We start from the raw sequence: 23153 nt of genomic DNA, 5'->3' as shown, positions 1-23153 counted from the left end.
TACTACACTTAGATAGACAGGTGATATGATGGCGAAGAAAAAGAGAAGATCAAAAAAGCGAGATAATCATTTAAAACAAACTGTACAATACGAACTTACTGCGCTTGCCTTATTAGCGCTTGCTATTATATCGATAGCTAAATTGGGTGCTGTTGGGGAAGCAGCCGTACTATTTTTTCGATTCTGGATGGGCGAATGGTACATGCTCAGCTTAATTGGCCTTGTTATTTTAAGCGTGTATCTTATGTGGAAACGGACAATTCCTTTTATTTTTCATATTAAATTAATTGGAATTTATCTTATCGTTTCTTCTATTCTCCTTTTAAGCCATGTAACACTTTTTCATTTATTAACGAATGATGGAAACTTTAAGAATCCTAGTGTGATTAGTAATACATGGGAAATATTTATGATGGAGGTTAAAGGGGAAACAAGCACCATTGACCTTGGTGGAGGGATGATTGGCGCCGTACTTTTTGCTATGTTTCATTACCTCTTTGCTGAAACAGGCACAAAGATTATTGCCTTTATTTTTATTCTAATAGGATTTATTTTGCTTACCGGTAAATCATTCGGAGAGTTTATTGCAAAAGTAGGAAACACGATGATTGAATTTTCAAAGGGACAATGGAGTGCCTTTCGATTAGATATGGAAGAATGGAAACGAAAAAAGCAAGAGCGGCGGGAAGAAAGACGGATACAACTGCAGCGAGAACGTGAGAACAGGGCAACAGCATCCGTTCAGCCAGAAATCATTCCACCGTTACAAAATGATCAAGAAGAAATCATCATCCCTGAACCCCTAATCTCAAGCTTTGCAGATCGTGCTTATCCTGATGAAGAGCCACAAAGAGCTAAACGAAGAAAAGAGGATTCAAAAAATAAAGGGACTGAACAGAAAATAGAAGAAGATAGTACACCTCCGATTACTTTTACAGAAGTGGAGAATGTTGCATATGAATTACCGCCGCTAAGACTTTTAAAGCTTCCGAAAAAAACAGATCAAAGCGGGGAGTACGAATTAATTCATGCGAATGCAGCTAAACTGGAAAGAACTTTTCAAAGCTTCGGAGTAAAGGCCCGAGTAACACAGGTACATCTTGGTCCAGCCGTTACAAAGTATGAAGTACATCCTGATGTCGGCGTTAAAGTTAGTAAAATAGTGAGCTTGAGTGATGATCTAGCATTAGCACTAGCTGCTAAAGATATACGAATTGAAGCCCCTATTCCTGGAAAGTCAGCGATTGGAATAGAAGTACCAAATTCAGAGGTGGCAGTTGTTTCACTAAGAGAGGTCCTAGAAGCTACTCAAAATAATAAGCCAGAAGCGAAGCTACTGATTGGTCTTGGCAGGGATATTACCGGGGAAGCAGTACTTGCTGAATTAAATAAAATGCCCCATCTCCTGGTGGCCGGGTCAACTGGAAGCGGGAAAAGTGTTTGTATCAACGGTATTATCACAAGCATATTAATGAGAGCTAAGCCACATGAAGTCAAATTAATGATGATTGACCCTAAAATGGTAGAGTTAAATGTTTATAATGGAGTACCACATTTATTAGCACCAGTTGTAACGGACGCTAAAAAAGCATCACAAGCTTTAAAGAAGGTTGTCAGTGAAATGGAGAGACGATATGAACTGTTCTCTCATACTGGAACTCGGAATATCGAAGGGTATAATGACCACATCAAAAGACATAACATCGAGGAAAATGATAAACAGCCACTTTTACCATATATTGTCGTCATTGTGGACGAGCTTGCTGATTTAATGATGGTAGCCTCTTCTGATGTAGAGGATTCCATTACAAGGCTTGCACAAATGGCTCGAGCAGCCGGAATTCACTTAATAATAGCAACCCAGCGTCCATCCGTTGATGTCATCACAGGTGTAATTAAAGCAAATATTCCTTCAAGAATTGCCTTTGCTGTCTCTAGTGCCACGGATTCAAGAACAATCTTGGATATGGGTGGCGCAGAAAAACTGCTGGGCAGAGGGGATATGTTATTTTTACCTGTGGGTGCTTCAAAGCCAGTTCGAGTACAAGGTGCCTTTCTATCAGACAATGAAGTAGAGGAAACGGTTAATTTTGTAATTGGGCAGCAAAAAGCACAATATCAAGATGAGATGATTCCAGACGATACACCTGAAGCAGTTGGCGAGGTAGATGATGACCTTTATGCCGACGCTGTGGATCTAGTAATCGATATGCAAACGGCTTCTGTTTCCATGTTACAGCGTCGTTTTCGTATAGGATATACAAGAGCGGCACGATTGATTGATGAAATGGAAGCTCGTGGGATTGTCGGAGCATATGAAGGCAGCAAACCGAGAGCGGTATTACAATCGAAACCAAATGAAGAAGTAAATTAAAAAAGAGCCAAACGGCTCTTTTTATTTTTCTAAAATATTCCTATTTGATTTGGACAATAATAAATTATAGCAGATTTAAGAGTAATTAGGCCTATTTTTTTGAATACTATTCGACATTATTACTTTTTTCGACAATTTCATGAATTTCTATTTCCTTATGATAAAAAAAGTGTTATATTATTTTCGATTAGTAGGAATGATTATACATCAGATGTCTGATGTCTTAGGAAGAAGCTGGAGGTACCCGCATGTCTATTAAGCTAGATAACCGACATTTATACCTACAAGTTATCGATCGGTTAAAACAGGATATCGAACAAGGAGTTTACAAGGAAAAAGAAAAACTGCCATCTGAATTCGATCTTGCCAAACATCTCGGTGTAAGCAGAGCCACACTTCGAGAAGCACTACGCATACTTGAGGAAGAAAACGTTATCATTCGCCGCCATGGTGTAGGTACGTTTGTTAATTCTAAGCCGCTGTTTACATCAGGAATTGAACAACTTAATAGTGTAACTGACATGATATTTCAGGCGGGGATGAAGCCAGGTACAATCTTTTTAAGTTCATCAACTGTTGGAGCTACTGAAGAGGACATTCGTCGTTTCTCATGTTCTGTTAATGAGGAAATTGTGATCATGGAGCGGGTTAGAACTGCAAACGGGGAACCTGTTGTATATTGTATCGACAAGGTACCTGAAAAAATCTTGCCAGAGACTTTTTCCCATGGAGAGGAATCCATTTTTTCCATTTTAGAAGAGGAGGCAAACCGAAAAATTACATATGCGGTTGCTCAAATCGAACCAATTGGTTATCATGAGAAAATTTCTCCCATATTAGAATGTGAACCAGAAACTTCTTTGCTCGTTTTAAAGCAAATGCATTTCGATGAAATGGATGAACCTGTGCTTTTTTCGGTAAACTACTTTAAAGCAGATAAATTTAGTTTTCAGGTATTAAGAAAAAGAGTGTAATTTTCTTAAATATTACGGAATAATAAATCATGTCTGCACTTTAGTACATTTCTACTAAATCAAACAATAAATATAGGGGGTAAATTGCCTTGAAAAAACGTAATTTTGGCTTGGCTATGTCAATGATTTTAGCTGCAGGCACATTGTTAGGAGCTTGTGGTGGCGCTGACGACAAAGATACTGGCAGCAAAGATAATGGTAAAGATGCTGTTAAAGTAGGTATGGTTACCGATGCTGGTACAATTGATGACAAATCTTTTAACCAAGGTACTTGGGAAGGTATTCAACAAGCTCAAAAAGAATTAGGCATTCAATCAAAATATCTTAAGCCAGCTGGTACAACAGAGGCAGAATACCTAAAAGAAATGGGCAATTTATATGATGCAGGGTATAAGTTTATTGTATTACCTGGATTCAAGTTTGAAACTGCTGTATTCAAAGCACAGGATAAATACAAAGATTCAAAGTTCGTCATTCTTGATGGTAATCCACATTCTGGTGACTTTAAACCAGTTGTTAACGATAACACAGTGGCAGTATTCTTCGCTGAACATGAATCAGGTTTCTTAGCAGGTGTAGCTTCTGCACTTGAATTAAAAGAAGGCGAAGCTGGATTTATCGGTGGTATGGAAATTCCAGCTGTTCAAAAGTTTAACTGGGGCTTCCAACAAGGTGTTAAATACGCTAACGAAAACCTAGGTACGAAACTTAACATGAAAGCTGAAAACGTACTTTACCAAGGTTCATTTGATAACGTAGCTGCTGGTGGACAAATCGCAGCACAAATGTTTGACCGTGGTGTAAATGTAATCTTCACTGCTGCTGGCGGTGTTGGTGTTGGTGCGATCAATGAAGCAAAAACACGTGGTAAAGCGGGAGACAAAATCTGGATCGTTGGTGTTGACTCTGACCAATATGCGGATGGTATCTATGAAGGTGAAAAATCAATTATCTTAACTTCAGCAATGAAGAAATTAGATAACGTAACATTTGACTTAATTAAGCGTGAATTAGATGGTGATTTCCCTGGTGGCGAGACATTAACATTCGATGCTAAAAACGATGGTATTGGTCTTCCAGAAGAAAATCCAAACTTAAGCGATGAAACATCTGCTAAAGTAAAAGAAGTATTTGAAAAAATTAAGTCTGGCGACATTAAAGTTGCGGCTGAACAAGGTGACTTGTTCAAGTAAAAAAGATCATAAAAGAGACGGTATTTTTCCGTCTCTTTTATGTACTAAATGTTTAACTTTTCAGATGAATAAAAATTATTATTGAAAATAAATAGTTTACTAATTAGCTTTAGTACTAAATTATTTTTTCAATATCCTTCAGTATTTGATGATCTGATAGGGGACTCCTAGTATCCCCGAGTCTAATTAAAAAGGTGAGTGCTACTATGAGTTATGTGGTTGAAATGCTGAATATTAGGAAAGAGTTCCCTGGTATTGTAGCAAATGATAATATTACCCTGACATTAAAAAAAGGGGAAATACATGCCCTATTAGGTGAAAACGGTGCTGGTAAATCAACACTCATGGGTGTATTGTTTGGCATGTATCAGCCTGAAAAAGGGATCATAAAGATACGGGAGAAGGAAGTAAAAATTACGAGTCCTAATGTTGCCAATCAACTTGGTATCGGAATGGTCCATCAGCATTTTAAATTAGTAGAAAATTTTACAGTTACAGAAAATATAATACTAGGCAGTGAACCGTTAAAAGGTATGGTCCTAGATATTGATAAGGCAGCAAAACGAATTGCAGAATTATCAAAACATTATGGTTTAAATGTTGACCCTCATTCAAAGATTGAAGATATTTCTGTAGGTATGCAGCAGAGAGTAGAAATTATGAAAATGCTATATCGCGAAGCCGAGGTTCTTATTTTCGACGAACCAACTGCAGTTTTAACTCCTCATGAAATAGAAGAACTAATGAAAATCATGCGTAATCTTATTAATGAAGGTAAATCGATTATTATTATTACACATAAATTGAAAGAAATTAAAGCGGTTGCAGACCGTTGTACTGTTATTCGACGTGGAAAAGGAATCGGAACGGTTAACGTAAAAGAAACAAGCACGGCACAAATGGCAGAAATGATGGTTGGCCGTGAAGTTAACTTTAAAGTGGATAAGAAAGCTAGTACACCAGGTGAGGTCGTACTTCAAATAGATTCTCTTTCTGTAAAAAATAATAGAAAAGTATTGGGACTGAAAAATTTTTCTGTTGAAGTTAAACGAGGAGAAATTTTCGGTATCGCTGGGGTCGAAGGGAATGGACAATCAGAAATCGTTGAAGCGATTACCGGACTAAGAAAAGTAGAATCTGGAAAAATTTTATTAAATGGTAAAGAAATAACAAATATTCCGATTCGTAAAAGAATTGAAAGCGGAATAGGCCATATCCCTGAAGATAGACATAGACGCGGACTTGTACTTGATTATACTTTAGAAAATAACATGGTTTTAGAAGTTTACAATAAACCGCCGTTTGCAAAGGCTGGATTACTTAATGGCTCTGCGATTAAGAATTATGCTAAGAGTATTTTAGAAAACTTTGACGTTCGTTCTGGTGAAGGCGGGGCATCCATTGCAAGGACTCTATCAGGAGGGAATCAGCAAAAGGCAATCATTGGCCGTGAAATGGAATTAGATCCTGATTTGCTTATTGCTGTACAACCTACACGTGGATTGGATGTAGGATCCATTGAATATATTCACAAAAGATTAATTGAACATCGTGATAAAGGAAAGGCTGTTCTTCTGGTATCTTTAGAGCTTGATGAAGTACTGCAGCTTTCAGACCGTATTGCCATCGTTAACAATGGAGAGTTAATCGGAACTGTAATTGCTTCCGAAACGAATGAGAATGAGGTAGGACTGATGATGGCAGGAGTTAGTAAGGAGAGAAGTGTATGAGAAACACCATAGTTTCATTAATTTCAATCGTTTTAGGACTAATAGCTGGGGGCTTACTAATGCTCTTCATTGGGGCAAGCCCGATTGAAGGGTACACATATTTATTCCAGGGTGCATTAAAGAATATTTCACGCATAGGTGATACTCTTGCAACCGCAACACCACTTATTTTCTCTGGACTTGCTGTGGCTTTTGCCTTCCGTACTGGACTCTTTAACATTGGTGCATCTGGCCAAATGTTGATTGGCGGTCTTGCTGCCACTGCAGTAGCCTTAACGTTTGATTTATCAAGACCGATTCTACTTATTGTAATGGTACTTGCCGGAATAATAGGTGGAGGATTATGGGCATTTATTCCTGGACTTTTTAAAGCGAAATTTAATGTGCATGAAGTAGTATCCACAATCATGATGAACTGGATTGCCTATTGGACAGTTTATTATGTTGTTCCTGGTTATTTTAAAGGTGAATTCCTAGAAACTGAGTCACGAAAACTAGCAGAAGAAACTACTCTGAGAACACCTTGGTTGACAGAATTGTTTCAGGGATCGTATATAAATTTAGGATTATTCTTTGGAGTTATTGCTGTAATCATCATGGCATTTATTATTAATAAAACAACACTAGGATTTGAATTAAAAGCTGTAGGGTTCAATCGACACGCAGCAGAATATGCAGGTATGAAAGTAAATCGAAATATTATCTTATCAATGTTAATATCAGGTGCTCTTGCAGGACTTGGTGGGGTTGCATTATACACTGGAAATGCTTCCAGCATGCAAATTGGTATACTACCATCGCAGGGTTATGATGGCATTGCCGTTGCATTACTTGGGGCAAACTCTCCAGTCGGCGTGTTCTTTGCAGCACTCCTTTTTGGTATTCTATATTCAGGAACTGGCTTTATGAATGCCATGATTGAGATTCCCCCAGAACTTGCTAATACAATCATTGCCATTATTATTTATTTTGCTGCTACCAGCGTATTGATTCACCGTGTACTTAATAAATTCCGCAAGACTCGTTCAAATTCAAACGATGTAGACGGACCTGTTGGCAAGAAGGGAGAAGCTTAAAATGTGGACCATAATTGAACAAATATTCCCTTACGCAATTGTTTTTACCATTCCACTTCTTATCACAGCCCTAGGTGGTCTTTTTAGTGAAAGAAGCGGTATCGTAAATATCGGTTTAGAAGGTTTAATGATTTCAGGAGCATTTGCGAGTGCATTAACGGTCAACTTTTTGCAGGACAAGATGCAAGGTTCGTCGATCCTGTGGATGGGATTATTAGTTGCGGTGGTAGTAGGTATTTTATTTTCACTCTTACATGCCTTTGCCAGCATTAATCTAAGTGCAGACCAAGTAATTAGTGGTACTGCAATTAACATGATTGCCATGGCATTAACCGTATTCTTGGCTAGAAATATTACTGGAAGTGGTAATATCCGTATTACCAGTGGTTTTACACCATTTGATGTGCCAATTTTATCTCAAATTCCGATTATTGGGGATTTATTGTTTACAAAAACGTATGCAACAACTTGGTTTATTTTATTAGTACTACTTGTTAGTGCGTTTATTTTAAATAAAACGAAATTTGGCTTGCGTTTAAAATCTTGTGGGGAGTTTCCACAGGCTGCTCAAGCTGCGGGGATTAATGTAGTAAGAATCCGTTATATCGGGGTTATGCTTTCTGGCGCTTTATCAGGACTAGGCGGAGGAATCATTATTTTAACGTACGCAGGTGAATTTACCGGTTCCGTTTCTGGTCTTGGTTTCTTAGCACTTGCTTCATTAATCTTTGGTCAATGGAGACCACTAGGAATCTTAGGAGCAACACTATTCTTCGGATTTGCCAGTACAATTGCTAACGTATCTCAAGTTATTCCTGAATTGGCCGTTATCCCGCCAATCATTTTGAAAATTTTCCCATATGTAGTCACGTTAATTGCTTTAGTTATCTTTTCTAAATCTTCACAAGCACCTAAAGCAGCTGGAGAACCATTTGATCCAGGTAAACGATAAATAGGATAAACAGGCTGGCTAATTAGTCAGCCTGTTTTAATTTGTTAGAAGCAGTGGTTGAAGCTTGTAAAATCCAAGCCTGGCAAATTATAGTAAGAATAAGGGTTTATAACAATGGAAATGATGTAAAATAACCGGATGATTGCTTACATATATAATAAGTAGGATTTTGAAATTTTAAGGAGGTCTTTTAATGGATTCAACAGCTGAAAAAATTACGGCTATGCAGGGATACAAACTCCATGTCATTGAAACAGATAAATATAAAACGAATACATTTGTATGGAAAATGAAAGCACCATTAACAAAGGAAGACGTAACGAAAAGGGCTCTGCTTCCACAGGTTTTACAAAGCAGCTCCGCAAAATATCCAACCACAACAGCATTGCGGTCATATTTAGATGAATTATATGGAGCTACACTGTTTATAGATTTAGCAAAAAAAGGTGAATATCATATAATCAGTTTGACGCTAGAAATCGCGAATGAAAAATTCTTAAGTGATCCTACCCCATTATTGAAAAAAGGATTCGAACTTCTTTCTGAGGTTTTGACGAAGCCGAATGTTTCAGGTGATAGATTTGATCAAGATACAGTGAACAAAGAAAAAAGAACATTAAAACAACGGATTCAATCTGTATATGATGATAAAATGCGCTATTCAAATGTCCGTCTGCTCCAAGAAATGTGTAAAGGGGAGCCGTATGCCCTTCAAGTAAATGGAGAAGCAGAGGATGTAGAAGCAATAACCCCAGAAAACTTATATGACTATTATAAAATGGCGTTTTTAGAAGATGAAATGGATCTTTATGTAATTGGAGATGTTAAGGAAGAAGAGGTGAAAAGCCTTGCCAAAGATTTGCTGAATTTTGAAGACCGCACTCCGAAGAAGCTAGACCCATTAGATGTACAGAAAAAGGAAAAGGTAAACGAAATTAAAGAAGAGCAGGATGTAAAACAAGGGAAATTAAACATTGGTTATCGTACGAATGTTGTCTACGGGGATAGCGATTACTTTGCTCTTCAATTGTTTAATGGAATTTTTGGAGGTTTCTCACACTCAAAGCTATTTATCAATGTCCGTGAAAAGGCAAGCTTAGCCTATTATGTTTCAAGCAGGCTTGAAAGCCATAAAGGATTAATGATGGTAATGTCAGGGATTGACCTAAAGAACTTTGACCAGGCAGTTGGAATTATTCGCGATCAATTGGAAGCGATGAGAAAAGGCGACTTTTCTGAACAAGAATTAGTTCAAACCAAAGCCGTCATTCGAAATCAGATTCTTGAAACCATTGATACTTCAAGAGGATTAACAGAAATCCTTTACCATAATGTTGTTGCTGGTAAGGATATAAAACTTGAGCAGTGGATTACCGATATGGAGAAAACGACAAAAGAAGAAATTGTCGCTGTCGCTGCTAAAATAGAACTTGATACCATCTATTTCTTAACTGGAAGTGAGGCGGTAAAATAATGGAGAAAATTAATTTTGACCAGCTACAAGAAGAACTTTACCACGAAAAGTTATCCAATGGTTTAAATGTCTATATATTACCGAAAAAAGGATTTAATAAGACATTTGCTACTTTTACCACAAAGTATGGATCAATTGATAATCACTTTGTTCCATTTGGTCAAGAGGAATATAAAAAAGTTCCCGATGGGATTGCTCATTTTCTTGAGCATAAGCTTTTTGAAAAGGAAGACGGAGACGTCTTTCAACAATTTAGCAAGCAGGGGGCTTCAGCCAATGCCTTTACCTCTTTTACCCGTACTGCATACTTGTTCTCCAGTACTTCAGATGTAGAAAAAAACCTGGAAACGTTAGTTGATTTCGTTCAGGATCCTTATTTCTCAGAAAAAACGGTTGAAAAGGAAAAAGGGATTATTGGTCAAGAAATCACGATGTACGATGATAATCCTGATTGGCGTCTCTATTTCGGGTTGATTCAAAATTTGTATCAAAACCATCCTGTAAAGATTGATATTGCCGGTACAATAGAATCAATCTCCCATATTACGAAAGATTTGCTTTATGAATGCTACAATACCTTTTATCATCCGAGTAATATGTTATTGTTTATTGTTGGACCAGTTGATCCGAATAAATTTATGGATCAAGTGAGAGAAAACCAATCGAAAAAGGATTACAAAGAGATGCCGGAGATTCAGCGTAAATTTGAAGATGAGCCTCTTCAAACTGCCGAGCAAAAACAGGTGCTGGAGATGAATGTGCAGACCTCTAAATGCTTAATTGGGATGAAAGCCTTACATGTAGATCAAAGTGGTGCTGAGTTATTAAAGAATGAACTGACTATGAATGTACTCTTGGATTTGTTGTTTGGTAAAAGCTCAGAAAATTATAACCAACTTTATACGGAAGGTTTGATTGATGAAACCTTTTCTTATGATTATACACAAGAACAGGGGTTTGGCTTTGCGATGATTGGCGGGGATACAGAAAATCCTGATAAACTAACAGAACAGCTGAAAAACATGCTTTTCCATGCGAAAAATGCTACCTCATTTTCAGAAGAGCAATTGGAAAGAGCGAAGAAGAAGAAGATTGGATCATTTTTGCGTGCTGTGAATTCTCCAGAGTATATAGCAAATCAATTCACAAGATATGCTTTTAATGACATGAACTTATTTGATGTTGTTCCTACTTTAGAGAAAATCACTTTGGATGATGTGAAGAAATTAGCATCTGAAGTTATTTCAGAAGAGCGTTTCTCCGTTTGCCAAGTGATTCCTAAAAAGTAAGAAGTAAGCGTCGCTAGCCGGCGCTTTTCTTTCGATTAAAATAAGGATTAGTTAATATAGAAAGAGTGAAGTTCGTGGGAAAATATGCACTAATTACAGGAGCAAGCGGCGGAATAGGACAAGCGGCAGCGTTAAAATTGGCTTCTCTAGGTTATCATTTATATTTACATTTTAATAAAAATGAAACAGCAATCAAGGAATTAGTAGAGCAACTTGAATCCTTTGGTGGTGAGTACATACCAATTCAGGCGGATTTAGAGGATCCAGAAGGATATAAAAAGATATGTTCACAAATATTCTCGCTTGATGCCATTATTCATTGCAGCGGCAATAGCCATTATGGTCTCCTCGTTGACTTAAAATATGAAGAAGTTGATGCCTTAATGAGGGTTCATGTTATGAATCCTATAATGATCACAAAAGAACTACTGCCAAAACTAATTAAAAAACGATCAGGAAATATCATTCTTATCTCCTCGATATGGGGTCAAACAGGTGCTGCCTGTGAAGTAGCCTATTCGACAGCAAAGGGAGCACAAATTTCTTTTGTTAAAGCTTTAAGTAAAGAGGTTGCATTGAGCGGAGTGCGTGTGAATGCCATTGCGCCTGGCGCAGTTGAAACTGCGATGATGGGTAAATTCTCAGAGGAGGATATTCAATTACTTCAATACGAAATCCCGATGGGTAGACTAGGTATTCCAGAGGAAATAGCGAATGGCGTGAAATTTTTATTATCAGATGAATCATCGTATATAACGGGACAAGTACTCTCGATTAATGGCGGCTGGCATACATAATTTATACATTTTTTTTCGTGAATAATTCCCGTCCTTTGTAAGCAAAATAACAATGTACAACTATAAAGGAGGGTTTATTATGTCTGTTTTAGATAACTGGAAACAATGGGAAGATTTTCTCGCTGATCGACTTCATCAAGCACAAAATGAAGGAATGAGCGAAGGGGCTATAAGCGCTCTTGCTTTGCAAATAGGTGATTATTTATCAGATCAGGTAGAACCAAAAAACGAGCAAGAGAGAATCTTGGCTGATTTATGGTCTGTTGCGGATAAAGAAGAGCAGCAAGCAATCGCCAACATAATGGTAAAATTAGTTCAAAATAATGGAAGTCGCTAAAAGGAGAGGTTTTAACCTCTCTTTTTTTTGCGATTAGAAGCAAAAATATATTAAATAAGCAATGAACTTGTTTTTGCTTTCATCTTCAATCAAAATCATATATTATAATGGATAGATAAGGAAATGAAAAATTTGTCGTTTTAGTTTAGGAGGTTTTTATGGAGAAGAAAGAGTGGTATTTAGAATATGAGATTCAAAAAAACCGTCCTGGTTTGCTGGGCGACATTTCATCATTACTAGGAATGCTGTCAATCAATATTGTAACCATTAATGGAGTAGATGAAGGGCGGCGCGGATTATTAATCTTAGCAAAAGATGATAATCAAATTAAACGGTTAGAGTCAATTTTAAATACAATGGACACAATAAAAGTAATTAAGATTAGAGAACCAAAGCTTCGTGATCGACTGGCAGTCAGACATGGACGGTACATACAACGTGACGCGGATGATAAAAAAACATTCCGATTTGTTCGAAATGAACTTGGATTATTAGTTGACTTTATGGCAGAATTATTTAAGCAGGAAGGACACAAACTGATTGGGATTCGTGGGATGCCGAGGGTTGGTAAAACAGAATCTGTGGTTGCTGCGAGTGTATGCGCAAATAAAAGGTGGTTATTTGTATCTTCGACTCTTTTAAAACAAACCATACGTAATCAGCTGATTCAAGATGAATACAATGAAAATAATTTGTTCATTCTTGATGGGATTGTTTCAACCAAACGTGCAAGTGAAAGGCATTGGCAGCTTGTACGCGAAATCATGCGTTTACCTGCGGTTAAAGTGGTCGAACATCCTGATATCTTTGTGCAAAATTCTGAGTATACACTTGATGATTTTGATTATATTATCGAGTTACGGAACGAGGCAGACGAAGAAATTACATATGATATTGTCGACCAAAATAACTTATTCTCTGGCTCTGATTTTGGAGATTTTGGATTTTAAATAATTGGAAGGTGTTAACAAGTGACTGAATTAGGTAATCGACTAAAAGAAGAGCGATTAGCCAAAGGTTTAAGCTTAGAGGATTTACAGTCTCTCACAAAAATTCAAAAGCGTTATTTAGTTGGTATTGAAGAAGGAAATTATTCTAGCATGCCAGGAAATTTCTATGTTCGTGCTTTTGTAAAGCAATACGCTGAAGCTCTCCAGCTAAATCCGGATGAAATTTTTGAATTATATAAGAATGAAATACCAGCAACCCACATTGATGATTTACCTGAACAATTGTCTAGAGTAAAAACACGTAAGAGTGTCTCAGAAGGTTCCTCGAAAATTTTTGATATTATCCCAAAAGTCTTAATTGGAGTCTTTATTATCGGTGCTGCGGGGGTACTTTATTATTTCGTTGTAAATAACGTCGGAGACAAGGCGAATGATTTGATAAACAATGAAAATGAACCTGTAAAGTTTGTCCGCTCTCAAAATCTTGAAAAAGCAGAAGATGCAGAGAAAGATACGACAAAGGAAACCGAAAAAGAGGAAGAAAGTGATGAACAGACTGTTGAGGAAACTCCTGTTGTAGAAGCACCGAAACAGGAATTAATCCCAATTCAAAACAGTGGAAAAAACTCTACCTATGAATTGAAAAATACTGATAAATTTATCGTGAGACTAGTTTCAACAGAGAAATCATGGGTAAGTGTTAAAAATGGCAGTGGCGTTTCCAAGTTTAATGGGCTATTATCAACCACTGGAACACAAAGTACTGAAGTAGATTTAGCGGGTGAACCCCAAGCAGTCATTGTTGTTGGAAATGCGGTTGCTACTGAGATTTATGTAAATGACCAAAAGCTTGAGTATGCAATACCACCTGCTGATGTGGTTGTTCAGAACATTACGATTCAATTTGTTCCGAAGAACGAATAGTCATCTAGTGATGACTATTTTTCGTTCTAATATTATTTGGAGGAAAAACGATGAATGTACCAAATCAAATAACGATATCAAGAATACTGTTAATACCAATTTTCTTGATTATTATGCTTGCCCCCTTTGAGTGGGGAAATATGCACCTACTGGGAGCAGACCTACCCGTTACCCATTTTGTTGGAGCTTTAATTTTTATTTTTGCTTCTTCTACAGATTGGGTAGATGGGTATTATGCTCGAAAATATAATCTTGTTACAAATATGGGGAAATTCCTCGATCCGCTAGCCGATAAATTACTTGTCTCTGCTGCACTGGTTGTCCTAGTTGATCTTGGATATGCAGCTTCATGGATTGTCATTGCAATCATAAGCAGAGAATTTGCTGTCACAGGTCTGCGTCTTTTGCTGGTTGAGGGTGGAGAAGTGGTAGCTGCCAATAACCTCGGGAAAATCAAAACCTGGGCACAAATCATCGCAATTTCAGCACTTTTATTACATAATATTATTTTTGAAATGATTGGATTTCCATTTGATGATGTAGCACTATGGGTTGCATTAATTTTTACTGTCTGGTCTGGATGGGATTATTTTTCAAAGAATATGCATGTTTTCAAAAATTCTAAATAGAACTTGGGGTAAAAGATGATGAATGCCGAAATTATTGCTGTTGGTTCTGAATTACTGTTGGGTCAAATCGTTAATAGTAATGCACGATTTATATCGCAACACATTGCTGGACTAGGGATAAATGTTTTTTTTCATACAGTAGTTGGCGATAATCCTGATAGATTAAGATCAGCAATTGAAATCGCAGAAAAACGCTCTAACTTAATCATTTTTACTGGCGGACTTGGACCGACTAAAGATGATCTGACAAAGGAAACGATTGCTCGTCATTTAGGAAAAAATCTCGTAATGGATCAAGAAGCATTAGAATCTATTGAACTGTATTTTAAAAAGGGAAATAGGGCAATGACTGAAAATAATAAGAAGCAGGCTCTTGTTTTAGAGGGTTCTGTAATACTGCCAAATCATCATGGAATGGCTCCGGGTATGATGGCTGAGAATGGTAATTGTATTTATATGCTTTTACCTGGGCCACCGAAAGAAATGGAGCCTATGTTTTTACAATTTGGTACAGCTGCTCTATCAAAACAAGTAAAAACGGATGAAAAAATAGTTTCGAGAGTGTTAAGGTTCTTTGGAATCGGAGAGGCTGCGTTAGAAACGGAAATCATGGATTTAATAGAACAACAAACCAATCCAACGATTGCCCCGCTTGCAGCTGACGGAGAATGTACCTTAAGGCTTACGGCAAAGCACCAAGATATGCAAACTGCAGAGTCAATGCTTGATGAAGCTGAGAGTAAAATTAGAGCTCGTGTAGGGAAGTTTTTATATGGGTATGATAATACTTCTTTAGTTGCTGAATTAATGAAGGTTTTAGATGAAAAAAATGTTAAAATTTCCGCTGCAGAGAGTTTAACCGGGGGATTGTTCCAAGAGGGAATAACTAGTTTTCCAGGTGTTAGTTCAGTCTTTAAGGGTGGAGTGGTTTGCTACACGAATGAGGTTAAGGAGAAAGTCTTAGGAGTTAAAAAGGAAACAATTGAAAAGTTTGGCGTAGTAAGTCATGAGTGTGCGAAAGAGCTTGCAGAAAATGTTGCAACATTACTATCCACTGATATTGGCATAAGTTTCACTGGTGTTGCTGGTCCTGATGAGCTTGAGGGTAAGCCTGTAGGTACCGTTTATATCGGTATTTCGATCAAAGGGCAACAAACCGTGGTTGAAAAGCTGGAGCTCGGCGGATCAAGGGAAGCAAACCGGAGCCGTTCGGTAAAATATGGCTGTTACTACTTAATAAAGCAATTGCAAGAATCACAGAAAGCTAACTAATCGTGACTTACAGCAGTTATAGTGACCGAGGCTCCTGCTAATTTGGGGTAACGGTAACTATAGAGCAGTTATAGTGACCGAAGCTCCTACTAATTTGGGGTAACGGTAACTATAGAGCAGTTATAGTGACCGAAACTCCTGCTAATTTGGGGTAACGGTAACTATAGAGCAGTTATAGTTACCCTAGTTCCAACTATTTTGATGTTACGGTAACTATATAGCTGTTATAGTGACCCTAGCTTCAACTAATTTGAAGTTACGGTAACTATAGAGCTATTAATCACAGAAAGCTAACTAAGCTCTCTGTGATTTTTTTTATCATAAAGAGAAAGGTCTGAAAATAGATGAAAAAGGTGAAATCAATGGAGAAGTATATCAAAAAGATATAATTCACTGGGGGAATTACCTATTTTTACATGACTATTAGCTTCAAAAAAGTCGAATGAATGTTCGTTTTTTTGCTGTACAAAAGTCAAAAAAGAGGTTATATTATTAATAGGATTTAAATTATAGATTTTGGCTATTAACTTTTTGGTTTATATATAAGGGAGGAACTAGTAGTGACTGATCGTAAAGCGGCCTTAGAAATGGCGCTAAAACAGATTGAAAAGCAATTTGGTAAAGGCTCTATCATGAAAATGGGAGAGAAAACAGACACAAGGATTCTAACAAGTCCTAGTGGCTCATTAGCACTAGATTCAGCACTTGGAGTTGGCGGATACCCTAGAGGAAGAATTATCGAAGTTTACGGTCCGGAAAGCTCTGGTAAAACAACCGTTGCCTTACATGCAATTGCAGAAGTCCAAGCTGCAGGCGGACAAGCAGCGTTTATCGACGCTGAACATGCCCTGGATCCAGCATATGCACAAAAACTAGGAGTAAACATCGATGAATTATTGTTATCCCAGCCAGATACTGGGGAACAAGCGCTAGAAATCGCAGAGGCACTTGTACGAAGCGGTGCAATTGATATTCTAGTAGTCGACTCCGTAGCAGCATTAGTTCCAAAAGCAGAAATTGAAGGAGAAATGGGAGATTCTCATATGGGTCTTCAAGCTCGCTTGATGTCTCAAGCACTCCGCAAACTTTCTGGTGTCATAAACAAATCGAAAACTATTGCAATCTTTATTAACCAAGTTCGTGAAAAAATTGGAGTTATGTTTGGAAATCCCGAGACGACTCCTGGTGGTCGTGCGTTGAAATTCTACTCTACGATTCGTGTTGAAGTACGTCGTGGAGAAGCATTAAAGCAAGGTACGGATATAGTAGGAAACAAAACGAAGATTAAAGTGGTTAAGAATAAAGTAGCTCCTCCATTCCGTACAGCTGAAGTAGATATTATGTATGGTGAAGGAATTTCTAAAGAGGGCGAAATCATTGATATCGGCTCTGAACTAGATATCGTTCAAAAGAGCGGTTCTTGGTATTCATATAATGAAGAAAGAATCGGTCAAGGCCGCGAAAATGCAAAGACTTTCTTAAGAGAAAATCCAAGCATTCGTCTTGAAATTCAGCAAAAAATCCGCGAGCATTACGGATTAGATGGTGAAAAGATTGTCACTGAAGTGGATGATGATGAGCAGTTTGAATTAATAGATTAACAAAAAGAGCAAAGCCTGATTAGGTTTTGCTCTTTTTAGTAAAATGCATAGTTATTAGTCTTTATGTATATTTATTCAACTCCTAACGATTTGAATATTGTTAAACTATGAACAAAGTCTAAATATTTCAAAAAGCTACCAGGAGTTACCCTTGACAATGAATATACACACATTTACAATTAACATGTATATTTTACATTTTTGTTAATATTACAATGAAAAGCCTGGTGCTTGCTGTATGTTGAACCAAACCAATGTACATGCCGACACTTAAAAGAGGGAAACAAAAGTTCATAGCAAGAGGAGGTGTAACGATGGACACTATTACTATCATCTCCATTTTGCTTGGCATTATCGTCGGTGCCGTTGTTGGCTATTTTGTTCGTAAATCCATTGCTGAGGCAAAAATAGCAGGTGCAAAGAATGCTGCAGAGCAGATTCTTGAAGATGCAAAGCGTGACGCTGATTCATTGAAGAAAGAAGCTTTGCTTGAGGCAAAGGATGAAATTCACAAGCTTCGTACAGAAGCCGAACGTGAGGTTCGTGAACGAAGAAATGAACTGCAAAAACAAGAAAACCGTTTACTGCAAAGAGAAGAGAATTTAGATCGAAAGGATGAATCGTTAAATAAACGAGAAATTCTATTAGAAAAGAAGGATGATTCTCTAAACCAAAGACAACAGCATATTGAACAGATGGAAAGCAAAGTGGACGAGTTGGTACGAAAACAACAAACTGAACTTGAACGAATTTCGAGTTTAACTCGTGAGGAAGCAAAGACCATCATTATCGATAAAATGGAGCAGGAATTAACCTATGACACTGCGATAATGATTAAGGAAAGTGAAAACCGTGCGAAAGAGGAAGCAGACAAAAAAGCGAAAGAAATTCTATCGCTAGCAATCCAGCGTTGCGCTGCTGACCATGTTGCGGAAACGACAGTATCTGTAGTCAACCTTCCAAATGATGAAATGAAGGGTCGTATTATTGGCCGTGAAGGAAGAAATATCCGTACACTAGAAACACTTACGGGAATTGATTTGATTATTGATGATACACCAGAAGCAGTAATTCTATCAGGATTTGACCCAATTCGTCGTGAAACAGCTCGATTGGCACTTGAAAAGCTTGTTCAAGATGGACGTATCCATCCGGCACGTATTGAGGAAATGGTAGAAAAATCACGTCGTGAAGTGGATGAGTATATCCGTGAAGTGGGTGAACAAACGACGTTTGAAGTCGGTGTTCATGGACTACATCCGGATCTCATTAAAATCCTTGGACGCTTAAAATTCCGTACGAGTTACGGACAAAATGTCCTTAAGCACTCAATGGAAGTTGCTCAGCTATCAGGCTTACTTGCGGCTGAACTTGGTGAGGATGAAACGCTGGCACGCCGTGCAGGGCTATTGCATGATATCGGAAAAGCAATTGACCATGAAGTGGAAGGCAGCCATGTTGAAATTGGGGTCGAACTTGCAACTAAATACAAGGAACACCCAGTGGTTATCAACAGTATTGCTTCTCACCATGGTGATACGGAGCCAACATCAACCATTGCGGTTCTAGTGGCTGCTGCTGACGCATTATCAGCCGCAAGACCTGGAGCACGTAGTGAGACTCTAGAAAACTATATCCGCCGCTTAGAAAAGCTGGAGGAGATTTCTGAGTCCTATGATGGTGTTGAGAAATCCTTCGCTATTCAAGCTGGTCGTGAAGTGCGGATTATTGTAAGACCTGATGCGGTTGATGACTTAGCTGCACATCGTTTGGCTCGAGATATTCGGAAACGAATCGAAGAAGAGCTTGATTATCCAGGACATATTAAAGTGACAGTCATCCGTGAAACACGGGCTGTGGAATATGCAAAATAAAGCGGTGCTTATGCACTGCTTTATTTTTTTGCAAGGTATCTAACGGTTAAATAAAATAAAAGTGTGATACAATTTATAATAAATAAATGCATCACGAAAGGATAACAAATGAACTTATTATTTATTGGAGATGTTGTAGGCTCACCAGGCCGAGATATGGTGAAAGAGTATGTGCCGAAAATTAAAGAAAAATATCGACCTAATTTTACGATTATAAATGGTGAAAATGCTGCAGGAGGCAGAGGGATTACAGAAAAGATTTACCGTGAGTTTTTGGGTTCCGGTGCACAGGCTGTTACCCTTGGAAACCACTCGTGGGATAACAAGGAGATATTTGAATTTATCGAATCGGCTAAGAATATGGTTCGGCCTGCAAATTTCCCTGAGGGTACCCCTGGAAAAGGATTGGCATTCTTTAAAGTAAATGACGTGGAAGTTGCTGTCATCAACTTACAGGGACGCACTTTTATGCCGCCTTTAGATTGTCCTTTTAAAAAGGCGGATGAATTAGTGGAATTGGCTCAGGAGAGAACACCATTTATTTTTGTGGACTTTCATGCGGAAGCAACGAGTGAAAAACAAGCAATGGGCTGGTACTTGGATGGAAGGGTGTCAGCTGTAGTAGGTACACATACACATGTTCAAACCGCAGATAGCCGCATTCTGCCGGGCGGAACAGGTTATTTAACGGATGTAGGGATGACAGGTCCCTATGATGGAATTCTTGGTATGGAAAGAGATGCAGTCATCACAAAATTCCTTACAAGCCTTCCAGTTAGATTTGAAGTCCCTAAAGCAGGTAGAACACAGCTTAGTGGAGTCTACATAGAACTTGATAGAAAAACAGGCAAGAGCAAAAAAATGGAAAGAATTTTAATAAATGAAGATAATCCCTGGTATTCTTAACCTTCCATTTAATGGAGGGTTTTTTCTTTGTCTAGCGCAAGCGGCCTAGGGGCTCTATGGTCTAAGTCAATCCGTCAAGAAGGTAAAAACCAACCTTCTCGCCGGCTCGTCTTATGCCTGTCGCCCCGAGGAAAAATTGAACTGCATTTTTCCCTGTACAAGGCGCTTCCGCTTTTCAAATTTTGTTGAGAAATATGCACTTTTTTTGTCCAAGCCGGAATATGTCTTTTGCAGAATGAATATAGTAGCAGTGGAATCTTATATACCTGATTTGCTCATGAAACTGCTCATGCCAGGATCGGGATTATACAAGGGGGAGCTAGGAATGGAAATATTAAAAGTTTCAGCAAAATCTAATCCTAATTCTGTAGCTGGTGCACTTGCTGGAGTTCTGCGTGAAAGAGGTGCAGCAGAAATACAGGCGATTGGTGCAGGTGCATTGAATCAAGCTGTTAAGGCAGTAGCGATTGCAAGAGGATTTGTAGCACCTAGCGGAGTAGATTTGATTTGCATCCCTGCGTTCACTGATATTCAGATTGATGGTGAAGAACGCACGGCTATAAAGCTTATTGTTGAACCAAGATGAAAGAGATAGAATCAATGAAGTGAAACAAAAAAGCACAAAGAAAAAAACAATCTTTTACCTGCTTAAATAATAAGCAGGTATTTTTATATACAAAATAGTATAAAAATGTTATTCTAGTATAAATGAAAACGTTTTCTGAATTAAAGTATTAAAGTAATATATGTTATTAGATTTATTAATAAATCGCATAACAACAGCGTTTTATCTCAATTTTATAGAGAGGTATGCAGATTTAGTAAATGTCAATTTTTATAATATAAAAAAATATTCATATTTTAGACAATATTTCGTCTGAAAGGGTTGCAATTTTTGATTTAGAGGTCTAGAATTGTAAGCGTTTAGTACATCTTCCAGTTTCAATTGATTTAAGTCTTTAAAGCTTTAAAAGGCTAAATTCTAGTGAATGACTCGGAATTGTGCTACACTAATTGTGAGTTATAAAATATATTTTTTACATATCCAAAGGGGTGTAAGTCATGATCAATCAACTTTCGTGGAAAGTTGGCGGACAACAAGGGGAAGGTATTGAAAGTACTGGGGAAATATTTGCTATTGCATTGAATCGCCTAGGTTATTACTTGTATGGTTATCGTCACTTTTCATCTCGTATTAAAGGCGGTCATACAAACAACAAAATCAGAGTAAGTACAACAGAAGTTCGTTCAATCTCTGATGATTTGGATGTTCTAGTCGCTTTTGACCAAGAAACTATCGATTTAAACTACAAAGAGTTACACAGTAAAGGTGTAATACTTGCAGATGCAAAGTTCACGCCGAAGAAACCAGAAGATACACAAGCAGCATTGTATGCGGTTCCATTTACAGAAATTGCTACTGAATTAGGAACATCCCTAATGAAAAACATGGTAGCCATTGGTGCTACATCCGCTGTCTTGAATCTTGATATTCATGTTTTTGAAGAAGTAGTTCAAGAGATTTTTGGTAAAAAAGGTGCTCAAGTAGTTGCGAAAAACATGGATGCCATTAAAGCTGGTTATGATTATATGAAAAAACAGCTTGTAGATGGTGTTGAAATAATGGAACTTGAAAAAGCTGACGGTAAGAAGCGTATGTTCATGATTGGAAATGACGCGATTGCATTAGGAGCAGTTGCTGCAGGATGTCGTTTTATGGCAGCATACCCAATAACACCAGCTTCTGAAATAATGGAATATTTAATTAAAAAGCTTCCTGCTCTTGGTGGTACGGTTATTCAAACGGAAGATGAAATTGCTGCATGTACAATGGCAATTGGTGCTAACTATGCTGGCGTTCGTACAATTACGGCATCTGCTGGTCCAGGACTATCGTTGAAAATGGAAGCAATTGGTCTTTCAGGAATAACTGAAACTCCACTTGTAGTTGTTGATACACAGCGTGGCGGTCCATCTACAGGATTACCAACAAAGCAAGAACAATCAGATTTAATGGCGATGATCTATGGAACACATGGTGAAATTCCTAAAATCGTTATGGCTCCAAGTACTGTAGAAGAGGCTTTCTATGATACAACTGAGGCATTTAACCTTGCTGAAGAATATCAATGTCCTGTAATCGTTCTTACAGACCTTCAACTATCTTTAGGTAAGCAGACAGTTGAACCTTTAAGTATGGATAAAGTTGAAATCAGACGTGGAAAGCTTGTTACGAACGAAATTCCTGATAGTGAAAATAAAGCGTATTTCAAACGTTATGAAGTTACAAATGATGGTGTTTCTCCACGTGTTGTTCCTGGTATGAAAAATGGTATTCACCATGTAACAGGTGTTGAACATGATGAAACAGGAAAACCTTCTGAATCGGCAGTAAATAGGAATGCTCAAATGGACAAGCGATTCCGTAAAATTGAAAATATTCGTTTTAATACACCAGTGTATAAAAACGTTAAGCATGAAGAGGCTGACGTATTACTAGTTGGTTTTAATTCAACTAGGGGTGTCATCGAAGAAGCAATGGTACGCTTAGAAAATGAAGGAATGAAAGTTAATCACGCTCATATTCGTTTGATTCACCCATTCCCAACAGATGAAGTATTACCACTGGTTCGTTCAGCAAAGAAAGTAGTAGTTGTTGAAAACAATGCTACAGGTCAATTGGCAAACATAATGAAAATGAATGTTGGCCATGCTGAAAAGATTATTAAACATTTAAAATATGACGGTAATCCGTTCCTACCACACGAAGTATATACAAAATGTAAGGAGTTGTTCTAAGC

Annotated in this window: 19 protein-coding genes; all 19 read left to right on the top strand. The window is 37.8% G+C overall.

Going from position 1 to position 23153, the window contains the following annotated elements; genetic code table 11:
• The first annotated feature begins 28 nt into the window (after nt 1–28).
• The 19 genes from M3189_RS00910 (at nt 29) to M3189_RS00820 (ending at nt 23151) form a co-directional block, all read left to right on the top strand.
• Complete coding sequence (locus tag M3189_RS00910; protein WP_251630948.1) at nt 29–2374, top strand: DNA translocase FtsK; 2346 nt, start codon at nt 29–31, stop codon at nt 2372–2374.
• Nucleotides 2375–2622: 248 nt separating this feature from the next.
• Nucleotides 2623–3348: a GntR family transcriptional regulator gene (locus M3189_RS00905; RefSeq protein ID WP_251630946.1), complete on the top strand. Its 726-nt coding sequence runs from the start codon at nt 2623–2625 to the stop codon at nt 3346–3348.
• Between the two features lie 89 nt (nt 3349–3437).
• A complete protein-coding gene (locus M3189_RS00900) occupies nt 3438–4541 on the top strand; it encodes a BMP family lipoprotein (RefSeq protein ID WP_435368045.1) in 1104 nt (367 codons plus the stop codon).
• A 206-nt stretch (nt 4542–4747) separates the two neighbouring features.
• Entirely contained in the window at nt 4748–6271 is a 1524-nt protein-coding gene (locus M3189_RS00895) for an ABC transporter ATP-binding protein (RefSeq protein ID WP_251630944.1), read from the top strand.
• Nucleotides 6268–7347, top strand: a complete 1080-nt coding sequence (locus M3189_RS00890; RefSeq protein WP_251630942.1) for an ABC transporter permease — start codon at nt 6268–6270, stop codon at nt 7345–7347. Before M3189_RS00895 ends, M3189_RS00890 begins: the two co-directional genes overlap by 4 nt.
• Nucleotide 7348: 1 nt before the next feature.
• A complete protein-coding gene (locus tag M3189_RS00885) occupies nt 7349–8299 on the top strand; it encodes an ABC transporter permease (RefSeq protein WP_251630940.1) in 951 nt (316 codons plus the stop codon).
• A gap of 193 nt (nt 8300–8492) precedes the next feature.
• Entirely contained in the window at nt 8493–9773 is a 1281-nt protein-coding gene (yfmF, locus tag M3189_RS00880; protein WP_251630938.1) for an EF-P 5-aminopentanol modification-associated protein YfmF, read from the top strand.
• The gene (gene yfmH, locus M3189_RS00875; protein WP_251630936.1) at nt 9773–11062 is read left to right on the top strand and encodes an EF-P 5-aminopentanol modification-associated protein YfmH; all 1290 of its coding nucleotides are present in this window, start codon (nt 9773–9775) and stop codon (nt 11060–11062) included. The genes yfmF and yfmH overlap by 1 nt, the downstream gene beginning before the upstream one ends.
• A 74-nt stretch (nt 11063–11136) precedes the next feature.
• The gene (ymfI, locus tag M3189_RS00870; protein ID WP_251630934.1) at nt 11137–11859 is read left to right on the top strand and encodes an elongation factor P 5-aminopentanone reductase; all 723 of its coding nucleotides are present in this window, start codon (nt 11137–11139) and stop codon (nt 11857–11859) included.
• 79 nt (nt 11860–11938) lie between these two features.
• The gene (locus tag M3189_RS00865) at nt 11939–12196 is read left to right on the top strand and encodes a DUF3243 domain-containing protein (RefSeq protein ID WP_251630932.1); all 258 of its coding nucleotides are present in this window, start codon (nt 11939–11941) and stop codon (nt 12194–12196) included.
• 158 nt (nt 12197–12354) lie between these two features.
• Nucleotides 12355–13146 carry a DUF3388 domain-containing protein gene (locus M3189_RS00860; RefSeq protein ID WP_251630930.1) on the top strand — a complete coding sequence of 264 codons (792 nt, stop codon included), beginning with the start codon at nt 12355–12357 and terminating at the stop codon, nt 13144–13146.
• A 21-nt stretch (nt 13147–13167) separates the two neighbouring features.
• Nucleotides 13168–14070, top strand: coding sequence for a helix-turn-helix domain-containing protein (locus M3189_RS00855; RefSeq protein ID WP_251630928.1), 903 nt, complete (start codon nt 13168–13170; stop codon nt 14068–14070).
• A gap of 50 nt (nt 14071–14120) precedes the next feature.
• Nucleotides 14121–14699, top strand: a complete 579-nt coding sequence (gene pgsA, locus M3189_RS00850) for a CDP-diacylglycerol--glycerol-3-phosphate 3-phosphatidyltransferase (protein ID WP_179161179.1) — start codon at nt 14121–14123, stop codon at nt 14697–14699.
• An 18-nt stretch (nt 14700–14717) separates the two neighbouring features.
• Nucleotides 14718–15971 carry a competence/damage-inducible protein A gene (locus M3189_RS00845; protein ID WP_251630926.1) on the top strand — a complete coding sequence of 418 codons (1254 nt, stop codon included), beginning with the start codon at nt 14718–14720 and terminating at the stop codon, nt 15969–15971.
• Between the two features lie 560 nt (nt 15972–16531).
• The gene (gene recA / locus M3189_RS00840) at nt 16532–17572 is read left to right on the top strand and encodes a recombinase RecA (RefSeq protein ID WP_251630924.1); all 1041 of its coding nucleotides are present in this window, start codon (nt 16532–16534) and stop codon (nt 17570–17572) included.
• 314 nt (nt 17573–17886) lie between these two features.
• Entirely contained in the window at nt 17887–19446 is a 1560-nt protein-coding gene (rny, locus tag M3189_RS00835; protein ID WP_251630922.1) for a ribonuclease Y, read from the top strand.
• A gap of 108 nt (nt 19447–19554) precedes the next feature.
• The gene (locus tag M3189_RS00830) at nt 19555–20352 is read left to right on the top strand and encodes a TIGR00282 family metallophosphoesterase (protein WP_251630920.1); all 798 of its coding nucleotides are present in this window, start codon (nt 19555–19557) and stop codon (nt 20350–20352) included.
• A 325-nt stretch (nt 20353–20677) separates the two neighbouring features.
• Nucleotides 20678–20938 (top strand): stage V sporulation protein SpoVS, encoded by a 261-nt coding sequence (spoVS, locus tag M3189_RS00825; protein ID WP_003181955.1) that lies wholly within the window; start codon nt 20678–20680, stop codon nt 20936–20938.
• A 476-nt stretch (nt 20939–21414) separates the two neighbouring features.
• Complete coding sequence (locus M3189_RS00820; protein ID WP_251630917.1) at nt 21415–23151, top strand: 2-oxoacid:acceptor oxidoreductase subunit alpha; 1737 nt, start codon at nt 21415–21417, stop codon at nt 23149–23151.
• The last annotated feature ends 2 nt before the right edge of the window (nt 23152–23153 follow it).

Source organism: Neobacillus niacini (assembly GCF_023715415.1).
GTDB classification, from domain to species: domain Bacteria; phylum Bacillota; class Bacilli; order Bacillales; family Cytobacillaceae; genus Neobacillus; species Neobacillus niacini_C.
Note: the sequence above shows the minus strand (reverse complement) of the source record. Positions and strands in the feature narration are given on the sequence as shown.